The sequence below is a fragment of the Candidatus Poribacteria bacterium genome, assembly GCA_028820845.1.
Classification (GTDB): domain Bacteria; phylum Poribacteria; class WGA-4E; order WGA-4E; family WGA-3G; genus WGA-3G.
In genome coordinates, this window is record JAPPII010000125.1 from 14423 (window position 1) to 35944 (window position 21522).

Sequence of the window (21522 nt, forward strand, 5' to 3'; positions counted from 1 at the left end):
GCCGCGTTTCCTATTTGAGGATAACCATGCGTCGGGTTGCAGCAAAGTCTGATGTCTGCAACGTATAGAAGTAGATACCACTCGCTACACGTTCGCCTACAGCATTTCTGCCATCCCAATACGCAGCACTCGACGGCGTCATGTACGAACCTACCGGCTGCCAACCCAGATTCAACGTCCGAACCAAACGACCCGATACATCATAGATCTGGATTGAGACTTCTGTCGATTCACTCAACTGATACGGAATCCACGTCTCAGGATTGAACGGATTTGGGAAGTTCTGTGCCAAAACCGTCTCCTGTGGACGCACATCGCCGACTGTCAAGTCAACACTCAAGAAGGCGTTGCGGATGTCAGTCGTCGTCACCGTGCGTTGGAAGGGACCTGAGACGACGCGACCGCGATCATCGTAGAGTGCGATTTCGAGTCTATCACCTGCTTCAATGACGCTCTTGCGGTTGAGATCTGCCCAGACAGCGGAAGAATGTTTGACATCCATCGTGATGTTCTGCGTTGCGATAGTGCCGGTGCGGAGATTTTCAGCGACGAGTGTGTAAGCTGCGCCGGTCTCCATACCTTGAATATCGCTTGTGACGATGAATGCCCATGCGGTTTTGAAGGTAGAGAGGGCGGGTGCAGCGGCAACTTCTTCAACCACTGGTTCTTCAGGAGCCATCTCTTCCGCCATCTCCTCTTCTTCCATCTCTTCCATCATCTCTTCTGCCATTTCTTCAGCTGGCATCTCTTCAGCTGGCATTTCTTCTACCATTTCCTCAGCTGGCATCTCTTCCGGCATCATCTCTTCAGCTGGCATTTCCTCGGCTGGCATCTCTTCAACAACCGGTTCCGGCTCAGGTTCAGGTTGATTGTCCCATGCTGAACCTGTGAACTTAACTGTACCGCCAGTCGGTGTGTTGACGATATAACCCTTACCCCCATCAATGCTAAACCCGTTGTCTTCATCGGCAATTGTGTAACCGAGAAAATCTTGTTTTGCAGCATCGAGTTGGATAATGGCTGTTGCGCCGAGAATTTCTGCTAACGATTTGGCGGTGTAAGGTTCTGCGGGCATCAATGGCACAGAAATCATATTCAAGCCTGGATCGAGGGTTAGATCGAAGGCGTAGGGGTCGGATACCATAGCCTCTTCGGGTACCATTTCCGCTGTGGGAGTTTCGGCGGGTGCCTCTTCAGTGGATGGGGTCTCCTCAATAGGTGGCATTTCCGCTGGTGTCTCTTCCGGAGTTGGGGTTTCCTCAGCCGGTGGCACTTCTTCAGTAGCGGGTGCCTCTTCGACTGTGGACACCTCTTCTACAGCAGGTACTTCTTCAGCGTCGGGCATCTCTTCAGCTGCCATTTCTTCTTCAGCAGGAGGTTCGACTAAGCTGTAACTCTCCAGTTCAAAGGTAATATCTTGTAGCACATCCTGAAATTTGATGGGACCGACATCAGGTGCTAACCATTGAATGAACTCATAACGGATAATGGTAAGGGCGGTGACGACTTTCTGATTAATCTGCAACTTGGCACAATTTTCAAATGTTCCGGCTGGTGTTTCAACGTCCTCAATGGCAAGAACTTCTATCGTGCTGGTGCTGGTTGTGGGCCCTACGATTTGGAGCTCTGTGTTTGTTACGATTTCCCACTGGTGCCCGATAGGCAGCGCTGCCGGAAAAAAAGTGGCGGGTGGATCGAAAGTTGCATGTGCGATGCCGAATGCCCCTTCGTCCGTGCGGCTCTGATGGAGGAGCAGGTTTCCATCTACAACACTCACGAAGTAATCGTCAATGACGACTGTCTCTGTTCCGATGGCTTGGGTAGATATTTTTAAAAGGAACAGTCCTTCAGCTTCAAGACCTTCAGCTTCCAGAAGTTCATAGGTGCGTTGTTCCGCGCCATCGACACTCAGGAGCGTCCAGGTGTTGCCTATCTCGGATGGATAATAGTTTTGTGCAGTTGCTGTCAGCGCGAAACTACATATAAGACTTAATACCAAAAATATTTTCGGTAAAGGCGCAAATTTCGTAAATTTCATATTTTAGATTCTCCTTTTTTTAGAAAAGTAGAAGGAATTGAGCAGTTTTTGGCAATTGGAAAAGGAAACATTACAGCAGGATCACTTTCGCGCGAGCTTGGGACAAACACGAATTGTGTATAGCGGTAAAAATTTAGCGTTTCAGGAGGTTCGCGCGACCCCTCTGGAGATGGTTCATCCTGCTCTAATACGTATTGATACCCAAACCACATTCCGATTGCCACGACCAGAATAACGATGACAATTACAACTAATGCGATTTTCCAACTTACCATATTAAGTTTTCCAGACCTCGTTATGATAATGACTAAATGTTACTACATTTGTCAGAGGTTTTCAACAGAAAATGACAGATTAGTTTGCTTTAAAGTGTTAATTACTAAGATTTTGTGCGATGCGTACCAAATCCAAAATGTTAACAATGCCGTCGCCGGTAACATCAGCATCAGCATCAGTTTCGCCGAAACGAGAAGCCACGAAAGTGAGGTCCAAAATATTCACGAGCCCATCCCCTGTCACATCATAAGGCAGCGGTTCGGGCATAGTCTCTTCTTGTGTAGTGATGTCCTCCTCAGGTAGTGGTTGGGACGTAACTTCTTCCTCAGCCATTTCAGGTTCTTCTTGGGATATAGTCTCTTCTTCGGGAGACGGTTCGGGCATAGCCTTTTCCTCAGTCATCTCAGGTTCCTCAGCCTGAGGTGCTTCAGGCATAGTCGGTAGGTTCAAGTCTGTCAAACTAAAAATTATACCGTCGCTGTTTTCGTATTGGACGGGACCTACATCTGGTGCAAACCATTGGTAGGTGGTTGAGTCGAGATTAAGGAATGCTGTAGTCAGTTTTAAATCTAACCGGACCTTCGCACAGTTCTGGAAGGTTCCGGCTGGTGTGACGACCTCCTCAAGTCCGACGACTTCAAAATTAGTGGTACTTTTTCCAGATATAGTGAGTCCGACCTCTAATTTTGCTTCTGCATCCGCCACTATCTGCCATTTATCCCCCAGTCCTAACTGTAGCGGAAAAAAAGTGACAGGTGTTGGAAAGTCCGCGGTCAAGACAGCGATAGCATCTTCTAAGATAATTCTATGGATTTTAATGGCATCACTGTCGACACTCAAAAAGTACTGATCCGTCTCAGTTTCACCCGTACTGATTTCCCTCGTACTAATTTTCAGGAGGATATATTCTTCACCATTAATAATTTCGGGTCCTTCAAGGGAATAGGTGGTCTTTTCTATACCATCGCTGCTCTCTAAAACCCACATATTGCCAATGTCTGCGGGATAATAGTTCTGTGCTATCGCTGGGACCACAAGAGCACAAGTGAAGCTCAAAATCAGAACTGACTTGAGCCAACGGAAAGATGTGTTTTTTTTCATACTTCCATTTCCTTTCAATTAACTGGGTTTACAAGTTTCAGCTGCGTGCGAATAGTTTGACGCACCTCATCACAAACATGCATAGCGTGTTGTGTATTGTCAGGAGTTGCTGAGTCGCCGGGATAGCGAGGGTCCACTGCGTACGCTGTAATTATTTTAAAATCGGGTTGCCAATGGTGCCACGCAGGCAGCGTTGGCACAATCAACGCCAGCAGATCTTCGAGATTGTGCGTCCTTGGGGCAGGCATGTTCGCCTCCTGCAGCCACGCCTTGAGATATTTTTCAATACACTGTTGTGCGTGAAAGCAGATAGAGTCATATACGGGATCTGGGGCTTGCTGCCCCCATTTTGCCGTTCTATAATCGCCTTCAGCCTTCTCTATCCATTCCAGCGTTAAGGGGTTCATGCAGTCCTTTTCCTGTTTGGGAGCGTTCGGTGTGCCGTGCCCGTTTTCTACATGATAGTGGACAGCCGATCCATGAAGCAGTTCACCTTTTTCGGTAATTTCGCGGAGAAACCAATCGTTATAAGAGACACGATAAGCGATCTCTTGCGGGGAACGGACGAAGAGATCCAGACTAAAATGGTATGAGATGCGTTGTCGAATCTCTATCGCCTTTTTGCGAAATTCCGATTTCGGAATATTCATAACAACGAGCAGATCTACATCTGAGTCTTCTCTGGGCGTACCGTAAGCGTGAGAGCCAAAGAGAATCACTTGTAGGGGTCTGAATTCGCGCACAATGTCATCAGTTATCGCTTGAATCTCTTTCCGAGTGACCATGGGATCCCTCCGTTGGCTTGGCATGTAACGTATCCCATCAGGTTACCAAAATTCGCAGCAGTATTCACTCTACCGTCTTGACTTTTTCCGAGTTTCGTGTGATAATGCGAATATGCTATCATGATTTATTGCATTTTTTCAAGAAAAAAGTGCGTTGCGGATGTTTACGTCTGGCTTCGCTAAATATAAAGTAGCCAAAGGAGAAATATAGATGCGTTTAGAAGGACAGGTTGCAATCGTTACAGGTGGTGGCGGTGGCATTGGAAAAGCGACATGCCTTGCGTTTGCCAGAGAGGGTGCGGATATTGTAATCCCTGAAGTCAATATGGCGAATGCGGCGGCAGCAGCAGCAGAGATTATGGCACTCGGTAGAAAATGCGAGGTGATTGAAACCGATGTCGCCGATGGCGATTCGGTGCGTGAAATGATTCAAGAGACCCTTGATTTGTTTGGGCGGATTGACATTTTAGTCAACAATGCTGGTATTTTTAGTTATACGCGTATAGAAGCATGCACGGAAGCCGAATGGGATCGGATGATGGCTGTGAACCTCAAGGGTCCCTTCCTCTGCTCACAGGCGGTAATGGAGACGATGAAGGCACAACGGTCTGGACGCATTATCAACCTCGGTTCGTTGGCAGGACAAGTCGGTGGACTGGTCGCCTCTGCTCCGTATTCTGCTTCCAAGGCCGGCGTGATGTGTCTGACGAAATCGTTGGCACTTGCGCTTGGAGAATACGGAATTACCGTAAACTCTATCGCACCGGGAGTTGCTGCAACAGAGATGACAAAGAACCACCCAGATATGATAGATAAGATTCCGTTGGGACGGGTCGCTGATGCTTCGGAAGTTGCAACTACTATCCTCTTCCTCGCCTCGGAAGAGGGACGTTATGTGACAGGAGCGACACTGGATGTGAATGGGGGCATCCGGATGGCATAAATAGTTGTCAGTTTTCAGTTGTGGGTTAAGAGCCTCCTTGTAACAATCTATCCTCATTCGGCGTACGGCAAAGGATGCGCGAATTGTGACAGCTTTTTGTAACTGACTGTCAACTGTTAAGAGTTATTAAAAATAAAAAGGGGAGTAATATGGAATATAGAAGGCTTGGTCGTGCGGGTGTGCAAGTCTCACCGCTTTGTCTCGGTACAATGATGTTCGGTGGACCAACAAATGAAAGGGATTCAATACGGATTATCCACAAAGCATTGGACGCGGGGATTAATTTTTTAGATACCGCGAATGTCTACAATGACGGTGAATCAGAACGGATTATCGGTAAAGCGATTCGTTCTGACCGGGACAAGTGGGTTGTCGCGACGAAGGTTCACGGTTCGATGGGAGAGGATGTGAATGCGTCGGGTTCACATCGATTTCATATTATGTCGGCGGTGGAAGCAAGTCTTGAACGTCTCGGAACCGACCACATTGATGTCTATTACTTGCACCGCTGGGATGCCTCGACACGAATTCTGGAGACTCTGCGAGCGTTAGATGATTGCGTCAGACAGGGCAAGGTGCGTTACATCGCCTGTTCTAATTTTCCGGCGTGGCGGATCTGTGAGGCACTCTGGACAAGCAAGCAGTACGGACTGGAGGAGTTCGTGTGTGTCCAACCCCTTTATAATATTGTGAATCGGGATGTTGAGGTTGAGCTGCTCCCATTTTGTCAGAAGTATGATGTCGGCGTTGTGCCCTATAGTCCCTTGGCACGCGGCGTGTTGTCGGGTAAGTACTTGACCGGTAAAAAGCCTCCCAAAGGTTCCAGAGCAGCGCGACAAGATAGACGGATTTTACAGACCGAACTTCGCGAGGAGAGTTATGAGGTAGCGCAGCAACTGAAACCCTTGGCAGATGCGCGCGGCAAGACCTTGACGCAATTCTCGTTGGCGTGGGTGTTGGCAAATCCGGTGATTACCTCTATTATTATTGGACCGCGGACCATGGAGCAACTTGAAGATAATTTAGGGTGTTTGGATTGCACGCTAACCGCAGACGATGAAGCAACTATCAATGAGTTGGTGCCGCTTGGTGAACATACTGGTAAAGGGTATAACGACCCAGCGTATCCGGTGTTGGGCCGATTCATGGATTAAAAGTCGTACAAGCGATACGGTGTGGGGTGTCCACGCTTTGGGTTGGTTGGAAAAATTGTTGTGACACGAACTGTTAGTTTGCGTGGAAGATGGCAGAAGCTAACAGTTTATGCTACTATATAAGCGGCTATTCTTTGAAAAGCCGGAGAGTTCTCATTCGCTAAGAAGAAATTGCGCCTTTTGCTATCAGAAATATGCGTGCACCGCTTGAGTGCATATTTTCCGATTTCATAAAGGCTATAGCCTAAATCCGTGATGTACTTCTCAATTTCACTGAAGTCATCACGATTGGTTTCACCTACATCTTTGAGTTCTGCCATTAAGAGGGGCGCGTGCGTTTTTAAGAAGCGTTCCCCACCGCGCAATACTTCTAACTGATACCCTTCTACATCAATCTTGATAAAATCAGGCATCGGTAGTTTGCCGATAAGGTTGTCAATCGTGTCAAGTGTTACAGGTTCCGATGCCGTTCGTCCATTGGGGTACTTTAAAGAAGCGGTGCCTTCGGCAAGTACTGCTTTGGAGTAGTAAAGTTGTCGCTGTTCTCTGTTGTCCCCGAGTCCCTTATTGACGACAGTGACGTTTGCGAACTCGTTCAGAGAAACATTTTCCTGAAGATAGTCACAGGTACGTGCAGCAGGTTCAAAGGCAATGATCGCTCCGGTGTCTTTGACTTGTGAGGCGAGCAGACATGTATAGAACCCAATGTTTGCACCGAGGTCCCAACAGATGTCCCCCGATTTGATGATTTTAAGGAGTTTGGTAATGACATATCTCTCGTCATGTGTGCCGTAGAAATAGAGATATTGGTGTTCAGGGTTCGCTAAATTAGCTTTCAACCAGAATGGGTACTTGGTTTCAAAGGTGACAATCGGATCTTTGGGGATAATCCAATCTCTCGTTAGTTTTAAGAGTAGATTTTTCCCTTCAGTGATTGGACACTTTCGGAGGTAACTACGGACGAGTTGATTGGAAATCCGCAACAATTGTGTTTATCCCAACCGACGTAAATACGCCGATAAAAAAATGACTATTAACCCTAAAATCACGGTGAGGTTGAGCCACGGTGCTGGTCTCTTTTGATACACTTCAAACACGGGATATGGAAATGTTAGGAAAATTGCTAACGTAAATATTAAAAAGACGATAAAAAATTTGATGCCTAAAACGAAGATGTAAAGCGAGTAATCTGAAGCAATGGGATTGATACTGGCATGGGCGCGTGCCGTCCGAAAAAAGGTTATAAAGTTGTACAATCCTGATATGAGGATTGTTAACAGGGCTGTCCAGACAATACCACTGAAACGGCGGAGTGCTGATGAAATCAATCTTGCGGGATCAGCGGATCGGTTGGCGATTGGTAGAAGAACGGCGCGCAAGAAAAAGAATCCGCCTATCAATAGGACGACAGAGCCGACATGTATCCATTGTATCAACGCTTTCAGAAACATTGTTTTAGAGTTATCAGTTATCAGTTATCAGTTGTCGGTTAAGAAGTGGTATGTAACAATTCATGTTTTCCTGAAGCGTTCAAGTTGAGATCGGATTGTTACCAGAGTCCTCTTAACTGAAAACCGATAACTGACAACAGATAACCATTTAGACCACCGGTTTTCCACCAACAGGTTTGAAACAGTTACGTGACTGTTTGCAAGCGTCGGGAGACACAAATTGGTCATCGGGTCCGACGACTTGCATCGTGCAGTTGCACCAATAGTGTGAACCTGGGTTGTTTTCAACGAGGTTCTGCAAGTTGCCGCCCGGAATATAAATCGCCTTTGTCCGGAGATATTGGCATATTGGGCGATTAAAGATTGGAAGTGCTTTTCCTTGTAACATGTCAATGCTCCTTTAGCTTGCTGCCATCATCGCGGCGCGACTGATAAGGTTCTGTGTTAAGGTGACCTTATAGGCGTTATCGTTCAAGGGTTGTGCGTCTTGAACGGCATCGGCACCTGCCTTTTGACTCACCGATTCATCAATCATCTTACCAGTGAGTGCCGCTTCAGCTTCCTTGGAACGCCAAGGTGCGGGTGCGACGCCACCGAGTACGACGCTGGCGGTTTTACAGGTGTTTCCGTCCATCTCGAAAACTCCCGCAACGCTTGCTAATGCGAAGTCGGGAGCACCTTTTTCGCGTGCCTTCAGATAAAAACTTTTCGTATTCGGTTTCGCCTGTGGCACAGTAACCTCAACAACGATTTCGTTGGGTTCAAGCACATTTTCGCGGAACGGATTCGTTGCAGGCAAGGTGAAAAATTCTTCAAGGGACATGGCCTTCTCACCTTCGGGGCCAACGATTTTCACGGAAGCACCTAAAGCGATCAGCGCTGGCGCGAGGTCTGAAGGATGCACAATGTAGACTGGATCACCACCGAGGATAGCATGGTATTTGCTCAAACCATCGACTGCGTAACAAACATCGCCACCCTTTTTGAGACAGTTGATGGTTTCGTCACGATAGTACCAGCATCGGGGTCTTTGACAGAGGTTTCCACCGAGTGTGCCGACGTTCCGTATCTGTGGTGTAGCGACGGAAGTTGCCGCCTGCGCCAAAACGGTATAGTGATGCTGAATCGTCGGATGCCGTGCGATGTCATCAATCGTGGCTAACGCCCCAATTTTCAACCCTGATGCATCGGCTGTGATACTGTCCATGCCGGGCAATGTCTTGAGATTAATGAGTGTCTTCGGGGTCTCAACGTATTCTTTGAGTTCCGCGAGGAGGTCTGTGCCACCGGCGATAAGCATAACTTCTCCCCACCCACTATCACTCAGGAGTGAAGTGACCTGCTCGAGACTGGTGGCGTTAATGTAACTAAATTTTTCCATTGCTTAGCTCCTTATGCCTTCTTCTCTGCAAGCGCAGTGAGAATCTTATCGGGTGTTAGTGGCAATTCTCGAATTCGCACGCCAATTGCGTTGTAAACGGCGTTGGCGATGGCACCCGGTGTTGGGATACATGGTGGTTCACCAACGCCTGTAACCCTGCGGTGTGTATCGAAAACGATGGATTTAATCTCAGGGATCTCAAGGGTTCCGGGGACTTTGTAGTCCTCAAGGTTTGCGTTGAGCATCCGTCCGGTGTATGGATCCATGAATCGCTCTTCGAGTATTGCTTGACCTAATCCCATGATGACACCACCATTAATCTGGCTCTCCGTGGTCAGACGGTTAATTGCCAGTCCGCAATCTTGAACAGCGACAATTTTGATGACTCTGAGAGCACCGGTCTCAGTATCGACTTCAACTTCAGCGAACTGCGTGCCAGCTGCGCCATTTTGGCGGAGCTCTTCATCCCAATGTCCACCTTCACTGATGCTTTCCATACCGAGTTGTCCAGTTGCCTGTTCCCATGTGATCGTCTTTGTTCTATCGGAAACGACGTAAATCGTTCCAGTGCCGACGCGGAGATCATCGACAGGTGCCTCAAGCAGAGGAGCGATACGCTCGAACAATTTCCGTTTTGCCGCTTCAGCTGCGGTTTTAATAACGGGTGCGACAGATGGCGTTGTTTGACTACCGCCGCTACCACCAGAGGGTAGTCCTGGTCCGCTGTCACCAACCTTTACCATGATGTCGGTCGTGTTGAGTCCAAGTTCTTCGGCGACAATAATCGCGATGACAGTACGAACACCGGTACCAATGTCTTGTGTTCCAGTGACTGCTTCGACAGTACCATCGGAATTGATGGTAACGCGTGCTTCTGTGCCGCGTCCACCGCCGCCACCCCATAGACCGCTTCCGACCCCGATACCTCGTTTTTTGATACCTGTGCCGGATCCGGGTACGTTATTGCGGCGATGCCAACCAATTTCTTGGGCACCGAGCGTGTACTGTGCTTGGCGTACTTCGTTTGCATCGTTAATGCGTCGGAACTCTAATGGATTCATCCCAAGTTTTTCGGCGAGTTCATCCATCAGGGAGTCCATGGCGAATGAGGCTTGTGGATGTCCTGGCGCGCGCATTGCGCGTTGGTTTCCAGCATTAACAGCGACATTCACTCTTTCAGTGCGCAGGTTTGGGACGTGATAAACGTAAGGTGCTTGGAAACCGGCACCACTACTGATACCGCCTGTGCCGTGTCCCTTCATATCGTAAGCGATGAGACGTCCGTCGCGCGTCACCCCTGCTCGGACGTTTTGTGTCATTGAGGGACGGTTGCCAGCGACCAGATGCTCGGCTTTACGGGTTAACATTAACTTTACGGCTTTACCGGTGATACGTGCTAATTCAGCAGCGGCGCGTCCTTCTATGCCGGGACCGAATTTACTGCCAAACCCACCGCCCATGTGTTCCGTGATGACTCTGACTTGGTTTGCCGGTAGTTCAAAGTGTTGTGCGAAGTCGTTGCGGGTTCCGAAAACGCCCTGTGTTGATGCCCAAACGGTCAAGTTTTGTTCATCTTCCCATTCGACGACGTGTCCGTGTGTTTCTAAACAGACGTGTGTCTGAACAGGTGTGTGATAGGTGGCTTCTACCTCGACAGCGGCTTCGGCGAATCCTGCTTCGAGGTTGCCGTCTTCTCTGATGTTGGGATCGCTCTGGTTGCCTGCCCAATCCTCTCGGATTTGTGGCGCGCCGTCCGCCATAGCATCTTCTTCCGTGACGACGTGTGGTAACTCCTCCAGCTCGACATGAATGAGCCGAGTTGCGTCTTTGGCGATGTCATCTGTTTCCGCTGCGACAGCGGCAATTTCTTGCCCTTGGTAGCGGAGTTTATTTCCGATTTCAATGAGCGGTATAACTGCTTTAACCCCGGGAAGGGCTTCTGCTTCGCTTGTATCGACACCCATAACGGTTGCGTGTGCGACTTCAGAACGCAAAATGCGTCCGTAAAGCATGCCCGGTCGGTTGATGTCAAAAGTATATTTCGCTTTTCCAGTGACCTTGTCCTTGCCGGACAAACGGTTTATCCGTTTGCCGATAAGGCGCGATTCACTTGCTTCTCCCCATGATGCCATGCTTTTTCCTCCTATAAATGACTGCTCCAATAGGACGACAGCCTGCTGTGTCCTGTCAAATAAGGCAATAGGAATTACATCTTATCTGATGCAGTTTTGACAGCATCAAAAATGAACGGATACGTTCCGCAGCGACACGTGTTGCCAGACAGACCGGTTTTGATTTCTTCAAGGGTCGGTTGTTTGTTCTCGTTCAACAGTGCTGCAGATGAGACGATAAAACCGGGCGTGCAGAATCCGCACATGAGGGCATCGTGTTTGATGAATGCCTCTTGGACCGGGTGCAAGGCGTCTCCGTTTGCTAATCCCTCAACGGTTGTTATCTTCTTGCCTTGGGCATCGATTGCAAGCATCATGCAAGCGTAAACCGACTTGCCGTCTACCATAACGGTGCATCCACCGCATTCGCCTCGGTCGCAAATGAGTTTAGAACCCGTCAAGTCAACATTGTTTCCACTTGTATCGATTCCATCTCGTAAAACTGTCAAGAGTGTTGTGCGCGCTTCAACTTCAACTTCATACATTTTCTCGTTGATATTGAGTTGAATGGTCGCGGTAGAAATAGCGTCGCCCGCTTGGGCTTCAGCGGCATTTTCGCTGCCAATGAGGACGCTGGGTACGACGGTCGCGGCAACGGTACCGGTGCCTACACCCTTCAAGAAGCTCCGGCGCGAGATGCTTGTACCCTGTTTTTTTTCTTTATCCGACATGCGTTGCCTCCTTCAATCGTGCGAATGTAAAACAAAGGCAAATTGTGCTTTCATATCACAATTTGGATTAAAATTGTATTTATCGCATTCGTTAGTTAATTCGTTGTCTATCGGTTTCCTCAGTATAGCAAAAATGACTTTTTTTATCAATAAAAAAAACGAGTACAGCACAATTAAGTTTCGATCTTTAGTTAGGAGGTGGAAGGTTAAAAATCTGATGGCTTGACGCGCGAGTCCGTCATGTCAGGTTTGGTATGGTTGCAAACCAGATTCCCAATTTTTATAAAAATCACTATTTATGATTCTGAAAAATTGATTGGCAATTTTTATCGGAATGGGGTATCATATTAATAGGTTGACGGACTCATCAGAGCAATTGCTCAAGCGGAAATATTATAAAAAGGCGGTTCTGCCTACTAAACTCTAAGTGAAAAGGAGCTATCATGGCTGCGAATACGTTTGAAATTACTGACGATACATTTGAAGGAATGGTGATTCAATCGGAGATACCGGTTGTTGTTGACTTTTGGGCGGAGTGGTGTGGACCCTGCAAAATGATTGCACCGGTCTTGGAGGAACTCGCCGCTGAAAATGCGGACACCTTCAAGGTTGCAAAACTGAATGTTGATGACAATCGCCAGACCGCGATGCGCTTCAGTGTACGGAGTATCCCGACCTTACTTGTGTTTAAAGACGGCAAAGAGCAACCAGCGGGTCAGATTGTCGGCGCAATGCCTAAAGACGTACTCAAGAAGAAAATCTTAGACACACTATAAGCACCAACATCGTGTAATTATACACCTCTGGGAAATGGAAGATTGGGAGAATGAGATATTCTTTTCCATTCTTCCTATCTTTTTCTCTTTAGGACTTACGCAAAAGTATAGAATTTGGTTTATCAGAGTGCGATCGGTGCGGTTAGGAAACCGCACCTACCAGTGGAGTGCGTAAGTCCTATGTCTTTTTAAAGTTTGCTATGTTCTGGCAATTCATTTATAACACGCTTGTTGTTCCTGCCATGTTCATCGGCTTTCACGGCGCGGGATGTTGCAATCCTAAAATTCAGGAAGGGATTAAGGGGCGAAAAAACGTATTTGCGGAACTGACGCACCAACTCCAAACTGCACGACCTTTGGAAAAGACGGTCTGGTTTCATTTTACCTCTGTCGGTGAATTTGAGCAGGCAAAACCGCTCATCGAAGCGATTTATGCAGACACCCGGATTGTTTTAACTTTTTTTTCGCCATCGGTTGCCCCGAATGCCCGATCCTATCCGTACGCTGATGCTGCTGTTTATCTTCCCCTTGACACACCTCGAAACGCTGAATATTTGATGCAACGCATTGAACCTGCGTTGATAGTTTTTTCAAAATTCGATATTTGGCCCAACCTCGTTTGGAAAGCCTCTAAACGCAATATTCCGATTATTGTGGTTGCAGGAACCTTGCACGCCGAATCGAAAAGGCTCTCACGTTTTGCGAAGCCGTTTTTTCGGAGTGTACATCGGCATATCCAAGTGCATTGTGCGATTTCAGAGGCAGATGCGGCGCGTTTTCAGGAACTTTGCTCGCCAACGCATGAGATTGTTGTCACCGGTGACACTCGCTACGAGCAGGTCTACCGACGGGCAACTGCTGTTGATCCTGATACTGAATTTTTCTACGGACAAGGGACTTTAGGGCGTGGCTTGCAAGCCCATATTGCAACGGAACGTCCTATTCTCATCGCCGGTAGCACTTATACGGAAGATGAGAAGGTCTTATTACCGGCTTACCAGCTCCTACGCGAAAGTATTCCTGAAGATTTTCCGCACCTGATTTTGGTCCCACACGAACCGACACCTGAACGGATAAAGGAAATTCGTGAGCGTCTGGAACGGGCGAAATTAGCACACATCTGCTTTTCGGAGCTCACACCTGAGACAGATTTATCGGCGATGGATGTTCTTGTTGTTGACAAAGTAGGACTTCTGGCGAAGTTATATGCGTTGGCGGATATAGCGTTTGTCGGTGGGAGTTTTCGTGGGAGTGTTCATAACGTGATGGAGCCTGCTGCGATGGCGAAACCTGTTATCTTTGGTCGGGCGATCCAGAATGCGCATGAGGCATCTCTGCTTGTGGATCGGGGTGGTGCGAAATTGATTCATGACGCACAACAATTGACAGATGCAATTATGGTGTGGCTAAAGAATAACGCGGCGCGGACGAAAGCAGGTAGCATCGGAAAACAATTGATTGAGGAGAATTTGGGAGCGGTCGAGCGGACTTTGGTGCATTTGCGGAGGTACGTGTGAGGTTATGTAAGCGGTGGTTGGGAAGGCTTGGTACGGATTCCAATGGCAGGTGATTCTTGTCTTAATAACGCTAAAAAGTCTTGAGATGCGTACTGGACCAAAGGACTTAGATTTTGTAAGTTCTCTGGGACTTTTACAATGACAACACTGGATTCTTGCCCATCAATTAACCAAAGAGTTGTGAGGAAAAAAGTAGGTATTTCAAGAATCCGAACTAAAGGGTTGGTCTCTACTTCTGTATCAATCCAGCGAATAGCGTCATCAACTGCTTTGGCAAAATTACCTTTTAATATTTGCGTAACGCTCCAATCTGAAGAATTACCGTCAGACACTACAGCACGGACTACACCCTCGGGTTTGCCATCAATCCATATTTGGGAGTGCCAACGAAGTGTATCCTGAGCGAGTTCCAACAGATTATCGTTGCCTGTATTAATTGCATCAGTTGACAAAAACCACACGGGGAATGTTTCTGTTAACGCTGCCAAAGGTTGGCGTTGTGTTACATTGTTATCAAGTGATGGATACAATCTGCCAACCTGTTTGGCAATAGCGTCCAAAGCATCATCTGGTAACGTTTGAACGTGAGCCATTTGTTTACCTCTGAATCTCGATCCAAGTATAGCTCCAATCGCCTTCTCCATACGGAGTTAGCAATTCGGAATAAGCGACAAGCCCAGACATAGTTGTAGGGCTGTCCGCTGGATCGTTTACATGCACAAATTCTTCCTTGTCCTCAATACGCCATCCCCGTACGATAACCGAATGCCCTGGTTTTTCCCAATCTCTCCAGAAGTATACGACTTCAACCGGATGATCAGCATCAATTTCTGACTGCAACTCGGAAAAAGGCACGGCATCTTCTACAAATTTGCTATGTATATGCTTACGTGAATACAGATTTGAAATATCTCGTGTCTCACATGGACGGTTGCAGTTTGGGCTGGAGGGAACGGAGCAACATTCAGTCCTATTAAAAAGTTTATTTGCCAATTCGCATTGTTGAGTAGCAGACTCGTTATAATAACGAATAACCATTTCAGCACAGGCAGCCCAACACCAATTGGATTGTTCTTGTATTATCTGAGGAACATTTATGATTTTCTCATTAGGAGACGGTTCCCGGAAATTGATTGACTTTCCTTCTTTAACTCTTAGAGGCACCTCGTTTTCCTTTCGCAGTAATCAAGAGTTCGCTAAGTTGTGAGCGCAGGCACGTCCAGAGTCCCATTCATACAAATTGGCGGTATAAAAACATTAGGCAAAATCCAACACAAATCGTTAGTGGAATTATACTACAAAAAAGCAATTCTTGTCAAAAGTTTTGTTAGCAAATGGATGTGTAAATATTTTGTCAACTGTTTTGGCAATTGACCGTCGGGAACCCTTAATTTGTATAAAACTGACTTTTATTGACATCTTGCCATGTCACTGGATATTGTTTCAGATTTTGAACCAACCATTTGCGTTCGTACATTTGCACCTGCTCCGAACGACTGTATTGATGTGCAGGTTTGTTAAATTCACGGTTTGTAATGACTGCAAGTTGGAAGGTTGTCCCATGTTCTTTTTCGTAATACGATTTTGCTGCTAAAACCTCTTCTACAGCCTTACAATCAGATTTTCCACCTGCTTGTCGATGCTTAGCCTGTATCAGCAGCCCACCAGTTTTGTTTCCACGCTGGCGAGCAACGACATCTGCGCCTTTGTCCCCCGAATGTGGCGTTAATACAACATAATATCCTTGCTTATCAAAAAGTGCAGCAACAAGTGCCTCAAAGAATCTCGGTTCAAGTTTGTCAACATCCTCTATTGTTAATGGTGAATTATTTTCGTTACTAACAGGTATTGACTGCAATTGTTCAAGGATTTCCTTAGGAGTCACTTCAGCTTGTTCGGTTGGGAACAGTGTGTCTTGTGAAAGTTGGCGTTTTCGCTCAAGAAGTTCGTGCAGAAGAACATCAAAGGTTTGGAATTCAGAATGAGTTGCCATGGGTAGGTAGATATGCACAGGTCGCTTCTGTCCAATGCGATAAACCCTGTCACTTGCCTGATCTTCTTTGGCAGGATTCCACCAGCGGCTATAGTGGATAACATGATTTGCTTCAGTAATATTCAGACCTACACCAGCAGAGAGTGGTGACATGATAATAGCGTTAAAACCTGAAGCATCTTGAAAGCGGTCTACACTTTGTTGACGGCTCATTTTCATCGAATTTTCTCGTTGCGCGCTTCCTGGCGTATTGCCATTGACGATACAGACATCCTTCAAACCGAAATATTCACGAACGACATGTGCCAACAGACGTTGTGTTTTTCGACGTTCAGCAAACAGAATTACCTTCTCGTTAGCGTTGCGAATTTTTTCGAGCAATTGTACTGTCACTACCAGTTTGGCTGATTGTTCAATCAGTTCAATAATAGGTAAATGCTCCCATTGAGAATCTGCTAGCAAGGGATGATCTGATATGTCTCTCAGTTGGTGTAGGACTTGCAATATTTGATTACGCTGCTGGGGTCCTGCTGATCCACTGTTTTGTGTAGATTGAAGAGCTGCTTGGTAGCGTTCTGCCTGTATCAGTGGCATGTCTTGTTGACAATTTTCCACATGAATGTGTTTTTCGGGCAGATCATCAAGAATATCTGTTTTTAGTCGTCTTTTGAGATAAACGCCAATGCGCTTACGAATCCGATCACCGAGGGCGCGAATGTCGGTTTCAGGTCTCTTGAGTGGTAGACAGAATTCATTGTTGAAATTTTTCGCACTATCAAGGTAGCCCGGTGCCACGAAGTCTGTGATGCACCATAAGTCCATCAACGAGTTTTCAACGGGCGTGCCTGTCATAGCGAGACGAAAATCGGTTTTGAGTGCTTTCAGTGCATTTGTGACAAGTGTGCCGGGTGTCTTGATGCGTTGTGCTTCATCAATGACAACCGTTGCCCACGGAATTACACCTAAATCCAATTGAAAGTCTCGGACAGTCTCGTAGGTAGTTAGCACAACATCGGCGTTTTGGAGGCGTTTGACATCAAGCGCGCCTCGGCGTTTGCGTAATTCGCGGAGCCGTTCCACTCCTTCAATCTCTGGAATTTGGAGGTTGATTGCGTCGGATGGATCACATTTGAAGTCTTGCAATGCTTTTCCGTACAATGTAATAAAATCCAGTGAACCTTTGTCAAAAAACTTTGGATATTCCGCCGCCCAGTTTTCTAACAGTGCAATCGGTGCGACAATAAGATATGGTTTTCTTTCTGGTTCTGATGAGCGGTGTTTCGCATGGTACCACTCCAGAAAACAGAGTACTTGTAGCGTTTTGCCGAGTCCCATGTCGTCGGCAAGTAAACCTCCCAGATAACCGTTCTCCCGAAGCTGCTGTGCCCATGCAAGACCTTCTTCTTGATGCGGCAGCAGCTTGACTCCTTGTTTTAGGTTTGGAGTAGATTCCAAGAGATGCCGAAAGGGTTCTTCGGCTTGTGAACTGGACGTTTTTTCAACGTAATCGGTCTCTTCGATATTTTCCTCAATAATTAAAACAGTGGTTTCCGATTTTTCTCCTTGGGCACGTGAGGGCTTCTTGCGGTGTTTGAGTTGTTTTTCGATGAATGGCAGATGTTTTTCTACATCAGAAACAGGAAGTTCTTGGCCTTGCCATTTAATCTGCTTTTGCCCTGTCCGTTTTGCTTCATGAACCGTTTGTTGTAGTTCTGTGAATTCTTCCTCGGTTTTAATATGAAGTTTTGTTCGTGTCCCGGATTTATCCTCGACCAAGATTCCAGGAATCCACTGACTTTTGTAGGGCGAAACGAAAGGATAGACTCTCGGTTTATAGATGCCGATTTCGCGAACACGCTCGCTGAAGGAAGGGGTTTCATCTGTTGGATCAAGTTCAATAACCTCTGGATCAAAATATAGTTGTGGGTGTTCTGCAATTTCTGCGAGTTGTTCACGTGAGACACGTCGATAGTGTTTAAAAGTTTGCAAAGCCTCTCTCTGTTTTTCTCGAAAGACAACACGGGTTCGTCCTCCGTCTGGCTCTGAGAGGTTATATGTAATTTGTGGATCTGGAAATTTATCAAATGTATCTTCAAATTGTTTACTGTCAATGTCGGCTATGTCAGGGATTATTTCAACACTGTCCCCGGATTCACGAAGACGCAAGCGAAGGGTTGTCGGTGCGACAACCTCCTCTTGGTTTAGATAATGTTCTAATGTGCTGCCAGTGCCTTTAGCAAGTCCTTTGATTTTTGCAAACTCAATCAGGTTTGCTTGGAAATTTTTGTCTGTTGTATTTCGTGTGTTGAACGCGTCCAATGCCTCTAAGAGGGTGAACTGCTCGTGTGTCAGGAGGTACGCCCACTTCTCAGTCAAACGCAGTACACAACCGGTTCGTGTTGGATGCAAGGGCTTCCGATCGGGTTTTAAGAATTGGTAATTATAGCGAAATTCTGGCTGATTGAGCGTGCCATCGGAGCGAATTTCGATTTCAAATGGATAAGATTCTGGCAAGCCGAGGAGTTGTTGTTCGACAGACTCAAGGCGACACGCCTCTTCAAATGGGATATGAATTCCGGTGTTCGACGATACAGCTTGACCATTGTCGATCAATTCTTTGAGCAGCAGCCATTGGGTTTGTAAGTGATATGCCTCTGTTGGTAGATTTGCCGCATACTCAACCAGAGAAAGGGAGCCGCCTTTATCCTCCTCATCAGGGGAATATGGAGCAGTAAACTCAATTCCTGTTTGTGTTTCTTGCCAGTTGAAATGGGATGGGACTGGTTTGTTTCTTCGGAATAGATTTAACATTAGCCTTACTTTATTTACCATTCAAAGACAGTTTTACACTTAGGACATCTAAGTTTAACAGTGCTATCCAACACAGGGACTCGCAGTTTTTGTTGACAATTCCAATTAGGGCAATTGGTGATATAAGACTCTGGCTTTTCTTCTCTCCGCGAGGTTCGCGAAGGATTGATGATCTCAGGATTAGGTTTTCCATCCAACCTATAACTTCGCAAATTCTTAATTCCAGTTTCATTTTCTAACCACAATGCAAATTTATCTTGCCACGAATATCGCTCTGAGCCGTTGTGAATCACTCTCTCTTCAGCAAATCGTTTGGAGCTTAATTCGGTTATGTGATATTCTGAATCTCCCAATTCAAACGGTAGGTCAGCGTTGTGGTAAACATAACAGGCACCTACCGTACTAAACTCAACAAAGGTAAAATCTCCCATTCGGATGATGAAAGCGTGTTTATTTCTATTACCGCCTTTCAATTCTGCAGGACGGCGATCTCGGTAGTATTGAAGTGCTTTCGGGTCCTTTCCGAAAAGATATTCAGCATCTCTATGCAGCACGGGGCGGCAAAAGGTAATATGTTCAAAATACGCCAGCCAGAACGCTTTTCGGTAGGCAAACTTTTGGTCATTACAGGCTTTGGCAACAACATCGAAAAAGAAACGAAGATCTTCTTTTGTAAGCCATTGCGTAAAAATTTGACGTGCACCATCAGGTATATCCCGCCAGCGTATATCCGCGCCAGCGATACGTGGGTCTTGCCATTCTTGAAGGACATAAGATTGGACAGGTTGGCGTAGATTCTCAGCTGCGTCAGTCCGGAGTTTTTCAATAAGTTTGGATAAGATGCCTCGGTTTACTTTATCATTATCGTGTTTCTTCACAAATTCAATGACATCTTTAACGTGCTTAATATCTATCTGATTGTTGAAGGTTGTGTACGCCGTGGCGACCGCGCTAAAGTATGCGTAACTATGCATATAGTTCGGCAATTCGAGAAATGTCCAAACATCTGATAGCCTATTCGGTGAACGTATCAAGTACATTGCAAGGTTTGTTGCCCCGTTTTCCTCACAGTACCACCCTATGTTCATTTTCAGTTTCTGAACGAATTTCTGAGAGCCAGTATAGCCGTTCAACTGTTTTTTCAAAAACGATCGAAGTTCACCTGCATTTGGGGTATCCCAGGCTTGTAGCAATGCGTTGAAAATGCCATAGAGCATGCTGATGCGAAAGCGGCTTTCGATTAAGTGAAGTGCGCTTTTAAGTTTCGGTGTGTCCACGATGCGAGGTTCTTCATTTTCGGCATAGGTCAAAGTCCAAGCGAGTTGCCGGATACGTCTGATAGAGTCAAATTCTGAGGAGAGTTTACGGGACGGTGTTTTTATAAATTGACGATAAACTTGTCTCAGACTTTCTTTCTCTGGTAGAGTAGTGTTACTCCCGTCGTGTGTTTCAATAATCTTTTTCAAAGTCGCAAGTTGTTCTTTGGGGATTGCTTTAGGTTTCGGAGTGCGAGTGGAAAAGGTGTTTGCGTTGAAATTAAATTGTAGCAGTTTTTTAGCGGAATTCATTGTGGGTCTCCTATCATATCCTCAAGCTCCTTGATTTTTTCAAGTTGTTTTTCTGCATTTGTCCGTACCCGAAACTCAACACGTCTCGATTCTTCACTATTTTCTATGCCGCCGAGATGCTTAATCAACTTACTTGATGATAAGCCGTTAGCGGTTAGTTGCTGCTGTAGCCAATCTCTGCTGTCTTGAATTGCAGGTATCTGAAGTACATATTGTAGGACACTTCTCGTTCTATCTTGGGATAATTCCATATTGAAAATATAAGCTTCTGCAGGATTGACATCTTCTGACCATTCACTTGAGGTATGCCCTTCAATCCGAATTTCGGCGATAGCGTTAACATATTCCGGACGTTTTAAGATTTGGATGTAGCGCGGAAAAAAGTTATCCAGTATCTTTTTGAAGTCGAGCTGGACCTCGGCTTTCCCTTGGGCAAATAGGACTGTTGGTTCTCTGAAGCTAACCGATAGGGTCTCACGATCCAAAAGTGCATTCCATTGCTGAAGATCCTTCTCAAATTCTGCCTCAAGAGCGATGTGCAAATTTTGCCTTAGTGCAGCATAATCTGTAAAAATTTTCAATAATACCTGCTGGATTTTATCGTCCTGTTTCTCTTTTTCCATCAAGTCCAACATAAGGAAGGAGAGAACAAGTATGAAAATGAGCAGGAGTCCCGCCATCAAGTCGCCTAATGAGAGACTGAAAGGATTTTCATCTGTAAGAGTTTTGGAGGTAGATAGTGTTTTTTGCATTATCCATTTCTAAGTTGGCGTGTGAGCCGATCTGCCATATCTGTCAATTCTTCAACACTGTCGTCAAGTGCTGAAACACTTTCTAAGTTGGCGTGTGAGCCGATCTGCCATATCTGTCAATTCTTCAACACTGT

The 21522-nt window shown here is 46.3% G+C and carries 19 protein-coding genes; 4 read left to right on the top strand and 15 right to left on the bottom strand.

Annotated features, from left to right (window positions below):
• Window positions 1–10: 10 nt before the first annotated feature.
• From OXN25_24810 to OXN25_24825, 4 genes are all read right to left on the bottom strand, one after another.
• Entirely contained in the window at window positions 11–2038 is a 2028-nt protein-coding gene (locus OXN25_24810) for a T9SS type A sorting domain-containing protein (protein ID MDE0428089.1), read from the bottom strand.
• Window positions 2035–2313, bottom strand: coding sequence for a hypothetical protein (locus OXN25_24815; GenBank protein MDE0428090.1), 279 nt, complete (start codon window positions 2311–2313; stop codon window positions 2035–2037). Before OXN25_24815 ends, OXN25_24810 begins: the two co-directional genes overlap by 4 nt.
• A gap of 97 nt (window positions 2314–2410) precedes the next feature.
• Window positions 2411–3415, bottom strand: a complete 1005-nt coding sequence (locus tag OXN25_24820; protein MDE0428091.1) for a dockerin type I domain-containing protein — start codon at window positions 3413–3415, stop codon at window positions 2411–2413.
• A 14-nt stretch (window positions 3416–3429) separates the two neighbouring features.
• Window positions 3430–4224 carry a HEPN domain-containing protein gene (locus OXN25_24825; GenBank protein MDE0428092.1) on the bottom strand — a complete coding sequence of 265 codons (795 nt, stop codon included), beginning with the start codon at window positions 4222–4224 and terminating at the stop codon, window positions 3430–3432.
• Between the two features lie 187 nt (window positions 4225–4411).
• Between OXN25_24825 and OXN25_24830 the strand changes: the two genes are divergently transcribed.
• Together OXN25_24830 and OXN25_24835 are read left to right on the top strand one after the other, a co-directional pair.
• Window positions 4412–5143, top strand: coding sequence for an SDR family NAD(P)-dependent oxidoreductase (locus OXN25_24830; protein ID MDE0428093.1), 732 nt, complete (start codon window positions 4412–4414; stop codon window positions 5141–5143).
• 149 nt (window positions 5144–5292) lie between these two features.
• Window positions 5293–6297, top strand: coding sequence for an aldo/keto reductase (locus OXN25_24835; protein MDE0428094.1), 1005 nt, complete (start codon window positions 5293–5295; stop codon window positions 6295–6297).
• A gap of 107 nt (window positions 6298–6404) precedes the next feature.
• On the opposite strand, the gene OXN25_24840 is transcribed toward OXN25_24835, so the two are convergent.
• The 6 genes from OXN25_24840 to OXN25_24865 all read right to left on the bottom strand — a co-directional run bounded on the left by OXN25_24840 (window position 6405) and on the right by OXN25_24865 (window position 11971).
• Window positions 6405–7283 (bottom strand): FkbM family methyltransferase, encoded by an 879-nt coding sequence (locus tag OXN25_24840; protein MDE0428095.1) that lies wholly within the window; start codon window positions 7281–7283, stop codon window positions 6405–6407.
• A 6-nt stretch (window positions 7284–7289) separates the two neighbouring features.
• Window positions 7290–7748: a hypothetical protein gene (locus tag OXN25_24845; protein MDE0428096.1), complete on the bottom strand. Its 459-nt coding sequence runs from the start codon at window positions 7746–7748 to the stop codon at window positions 7290–7292.
• A 148-nt stretch (window positions 7749–7896) separates the two neighbouring features.
• Complete coding sequence (locus OXN25_24850) at window positions 7897–8136, bottom strand: hypothetical protein (protein MDE0428097.1); 240 nt, start codon at window positions 8134–8136, stop codon at window positions 7897–7899.
• Window positions 8137–8148: 12 nt separating this feature from the next.
• The gene (locus tag OXN25_24855) at window positions 8149–9129 is read right to left on the bottom strand and encodes a xanthine dehydrogenase family protein subunit M (GenBank protein ID MDE0428098.1); all 981 of its coding nucleotides are present in this window, start codon (window positions 9127–9129) and stop codon (window positions 8149–8151) included.
• Between the two features lie 11 nt (window positions 9130–9140).
• Window positions 9141–11261, bottom strand: a complete 2121-nt coding sequence (locus tag OXN25_24860; GenBank protein ID MDE0428099.1) for a xanthine dehydrogenase family protein molybdopterin-binding subunit — start codon at window positions 11259–11261, stop codon at window positions 9141–9143.
• Between the two features lie 74 nt (window positions 11262–11335).
• Window positions 11336–11971 carry a 2Fe-2S iron-sulfur cluster-binding protein gene (locus OXN25_24865; GenBank protein MDE0428100.1) on the bottom strand — a complete coding sequence of 212 codons (636 nt, stop codon included), beginning with the start codon at window positions 11969–11971 and terminating at the stop codon, window positions 11336–11338.
• Window positions 11972–12414: 443 nt separating this feature from the next.
• Between OXN25_24865 and trxA the strand changes: the two genes are divergently transcribed.
• Together trxA and OXN25_24875 are read left to right on the top strand one after the other, a co-directional pair.
• Window positions 12415–12747 carry a thioredoxin gene (gene trxA, locus OXN25_24870; GenBank protein ID MDE0428101.1) on the top strand — a complete coding sequence of 111 codons (333 nt, stop codon included), beginning with the start codon at window positions 12415–12417 and terminating at the stop codon, window positions 12745–12747.
• Between the two features lie 200 nt (window positions 12748–12947).
• Window positions 12948–14264, top strand: a complete 1317-nt coding sequence (locus OXN25_24875) for a hypothetical protein (protein MDE0428102.1) — start codon at window positions 12948–12950, stop codon at window positions 14262–14264.
• 2 nt (window positions 14265–14266) lie between these two features.
• Here OXN25_24875 and OXN25_24880 read toward each other — a convergent pair whose 3' ends face one another.
• From OXN25_24880 to OXN25_24900, 5 genes are all read right to left on the bottom strand, one after another.
• On the bottom strand, window positions 14267–14857 hold the full coding sequence (locus OXN25_24880) for a hypothetical protein (protein MDE0428103.1): 591 nt from the start codon (window positions 14855–14857) through the stop codon (window positions 14267–14269).
• Window positions 14858–14861: 4 nt separating this feature from the next.
• Window positions 14862–15428, bottom strand: coding sequence for a C39 family peptidase (locus OXN25_24885; GenBank protein MDE0428104.1), 567 nt, complete (start codon window positions 15426–15428; stop codon window positions 14862–14864).
• A gap of 223 nt (window positions 15429–15651) precedes the next feature.
• The gene (locus OXN25_24890; GenBank protein ID MDE0428105.1) at window positions 15652–19068 is read right to left on the bottom strand and encodes an SNF2-related protein; all 3417 of its coding nucleotides are present in this window, start codon (window positions 19066–19068) and stop codon (window positions 15652–15654) included.
• Between the two features lie 14 nt (window positions 19069–19082).
• The gene (locus tag OXN25_24895; protein ID MDE0428106.1) at window positions 19083–20636 is read right to left on the bottom strand and encodes an EH signature domain-containing protein; all 1554 of its coding nucleotides are present in this window, start codon (window positions 20634–20636) and stop codon (window positions 19083–19085) included.
• Window positions 20633–21388: an OmpA family protein gene (locus OXN25_24900; protein MDE0428107.1), complete on the bottom strand. Its 756-nt coding sequence runs from the start codon at window positions 21386–21388 to the stop codon at window positions 20633–20635. Before OXN25_24900 ends, OXN25_24895 begins: the two co-directional genes overlap by 4 nt.
• Window positions 21389–21522: the final 134 nt, after the last annotated feature.

What these genes read in the sequence shown, in the direction of transcription:
- OXN25_24855 (MDE0428098.1), bottom strand. Translation starts at nt 9,129, where the DNA reads ATGGAAAAATTTAGTTACATTAACGCCACCAGTCTCGAGCAGGTCACT.
- OXN25_24815 (MDE0428090.1), bottom strand. Translation starts at nt 2,313, where the DNA reads ATGGTAAGTTGGAAAATCGCATTAGTTGTAATTGTCATCGTTATTCTG.
- OXN25_24865 (MDE0428100.1), bottom strand. Translation starts at nt 11,971, where the DNA reads ATGTCGGATAAAGAAAAAAAACAGGGTACAAGCATCTCGCGCCGGAGC.
- OXN25_24825 (MDE0428092.1), bottom strand. Translation starts at nt 4,224, where the DNA reads ATGCCAAGCCAACGGAGGGATCCCATGGTCACTCGGAAAGAGATTCAA.
- OXN25_24835 (MDE0428094.1), top strand. Translation starts at nt 5,293, where the DNA reads ATGGAATATAGAAGGCTTGGTCGTGCGGGTGTGCAAGTCTCACCGCTT.
- OXN25_24880 (MDE0428103.1), bottom strand. Translation starts at nt 14,857, where the DNA reads ATGGCTCACGTTCAAACGTTACCAGATGATGCTTTGGACGCTATTGCC.
- OXN25_24860 (MDE0428099.1), bottom strand. Translation starts at nt 11,261, where the DNA reads ATGGCATCATGGGGAGAAGCAAGTGAATCGCGCCTTATCGGCAAACGG.
- OXN25_24890 (MDE0428105.1), bottom strand. Translation starts at nt 19,068, where the DNA reads ATGTTAAATCTATTCCGAAGAAACAAACCAGTCCCATCCCATTTCAAC.
- trxA (MDE0428101.1), top strand. Translation starts at nt 12,415, where the DNA reads ATGGCTGCGAATACGTTTGAAATTACTGACGATACATTTGAAGGAATG.
- OXN25_24845 (MDE0428096.1), bottom strand. Translation starts at nt 7,748, where the DNA reads ATGTTTCTGAAAGCGTTGATACAATGGATACATGTCGGCTCTGTCGTC.
- OXN25_24820 (MDE0428091.1), bottom strand. Translation starts at nt 3,415, where the DNA reads ATGAAAAAAAACACATCTTTCCGTTGGCTCAAGTCAGTTCTGATTTTG.
- OXN25_24830 (MDE0428093.1), top strand. Translation starts at nt 4,412, where the DNA reads ATGCGTTTAGAAGGACAGGTTGCAATCGTTACAGGTGGTGGCGGTGGC.
- OXN25_24895 (MDE0428106.1), bottom strand. Translation starts at nt 20,636, where the DNA reads ATGAATTCCGCTAAAAAACTGCTACAATTTAATTTCAACGCAAACACC.
- OXN25_24900 (MDE0428107.1), bottom strand. Translation starts at nt 21,388, where the DNA reads ATGCAAAAAACACTATCTACCTCCAAAACTCTTACAGATGAAAATCCT.
- OXN25_24810 (MDE0428089.1), bottom strand. Translation starts at nt 2,038, where the DNA reads ATGAAATTTACGAAATTTGCGCCTTTACCGAAAATATTTTTGGTATTA.
- OXN25_24850 (MDE0428097.1), bottom strand. Translation starts at nt 8,136, where the DNA reads ATGTTACAAGGAAAAGCACTTCCAATCTTTAATCGCCCAATATGCCAA.
- OXN25_24875 (MDE0428102.1), top strand. Translation starts at nt 12,948, where the DNA reads ATGTTCTGGCAATTCATTTATAACACGCTTGTTGTTCCTGCCATGTTC.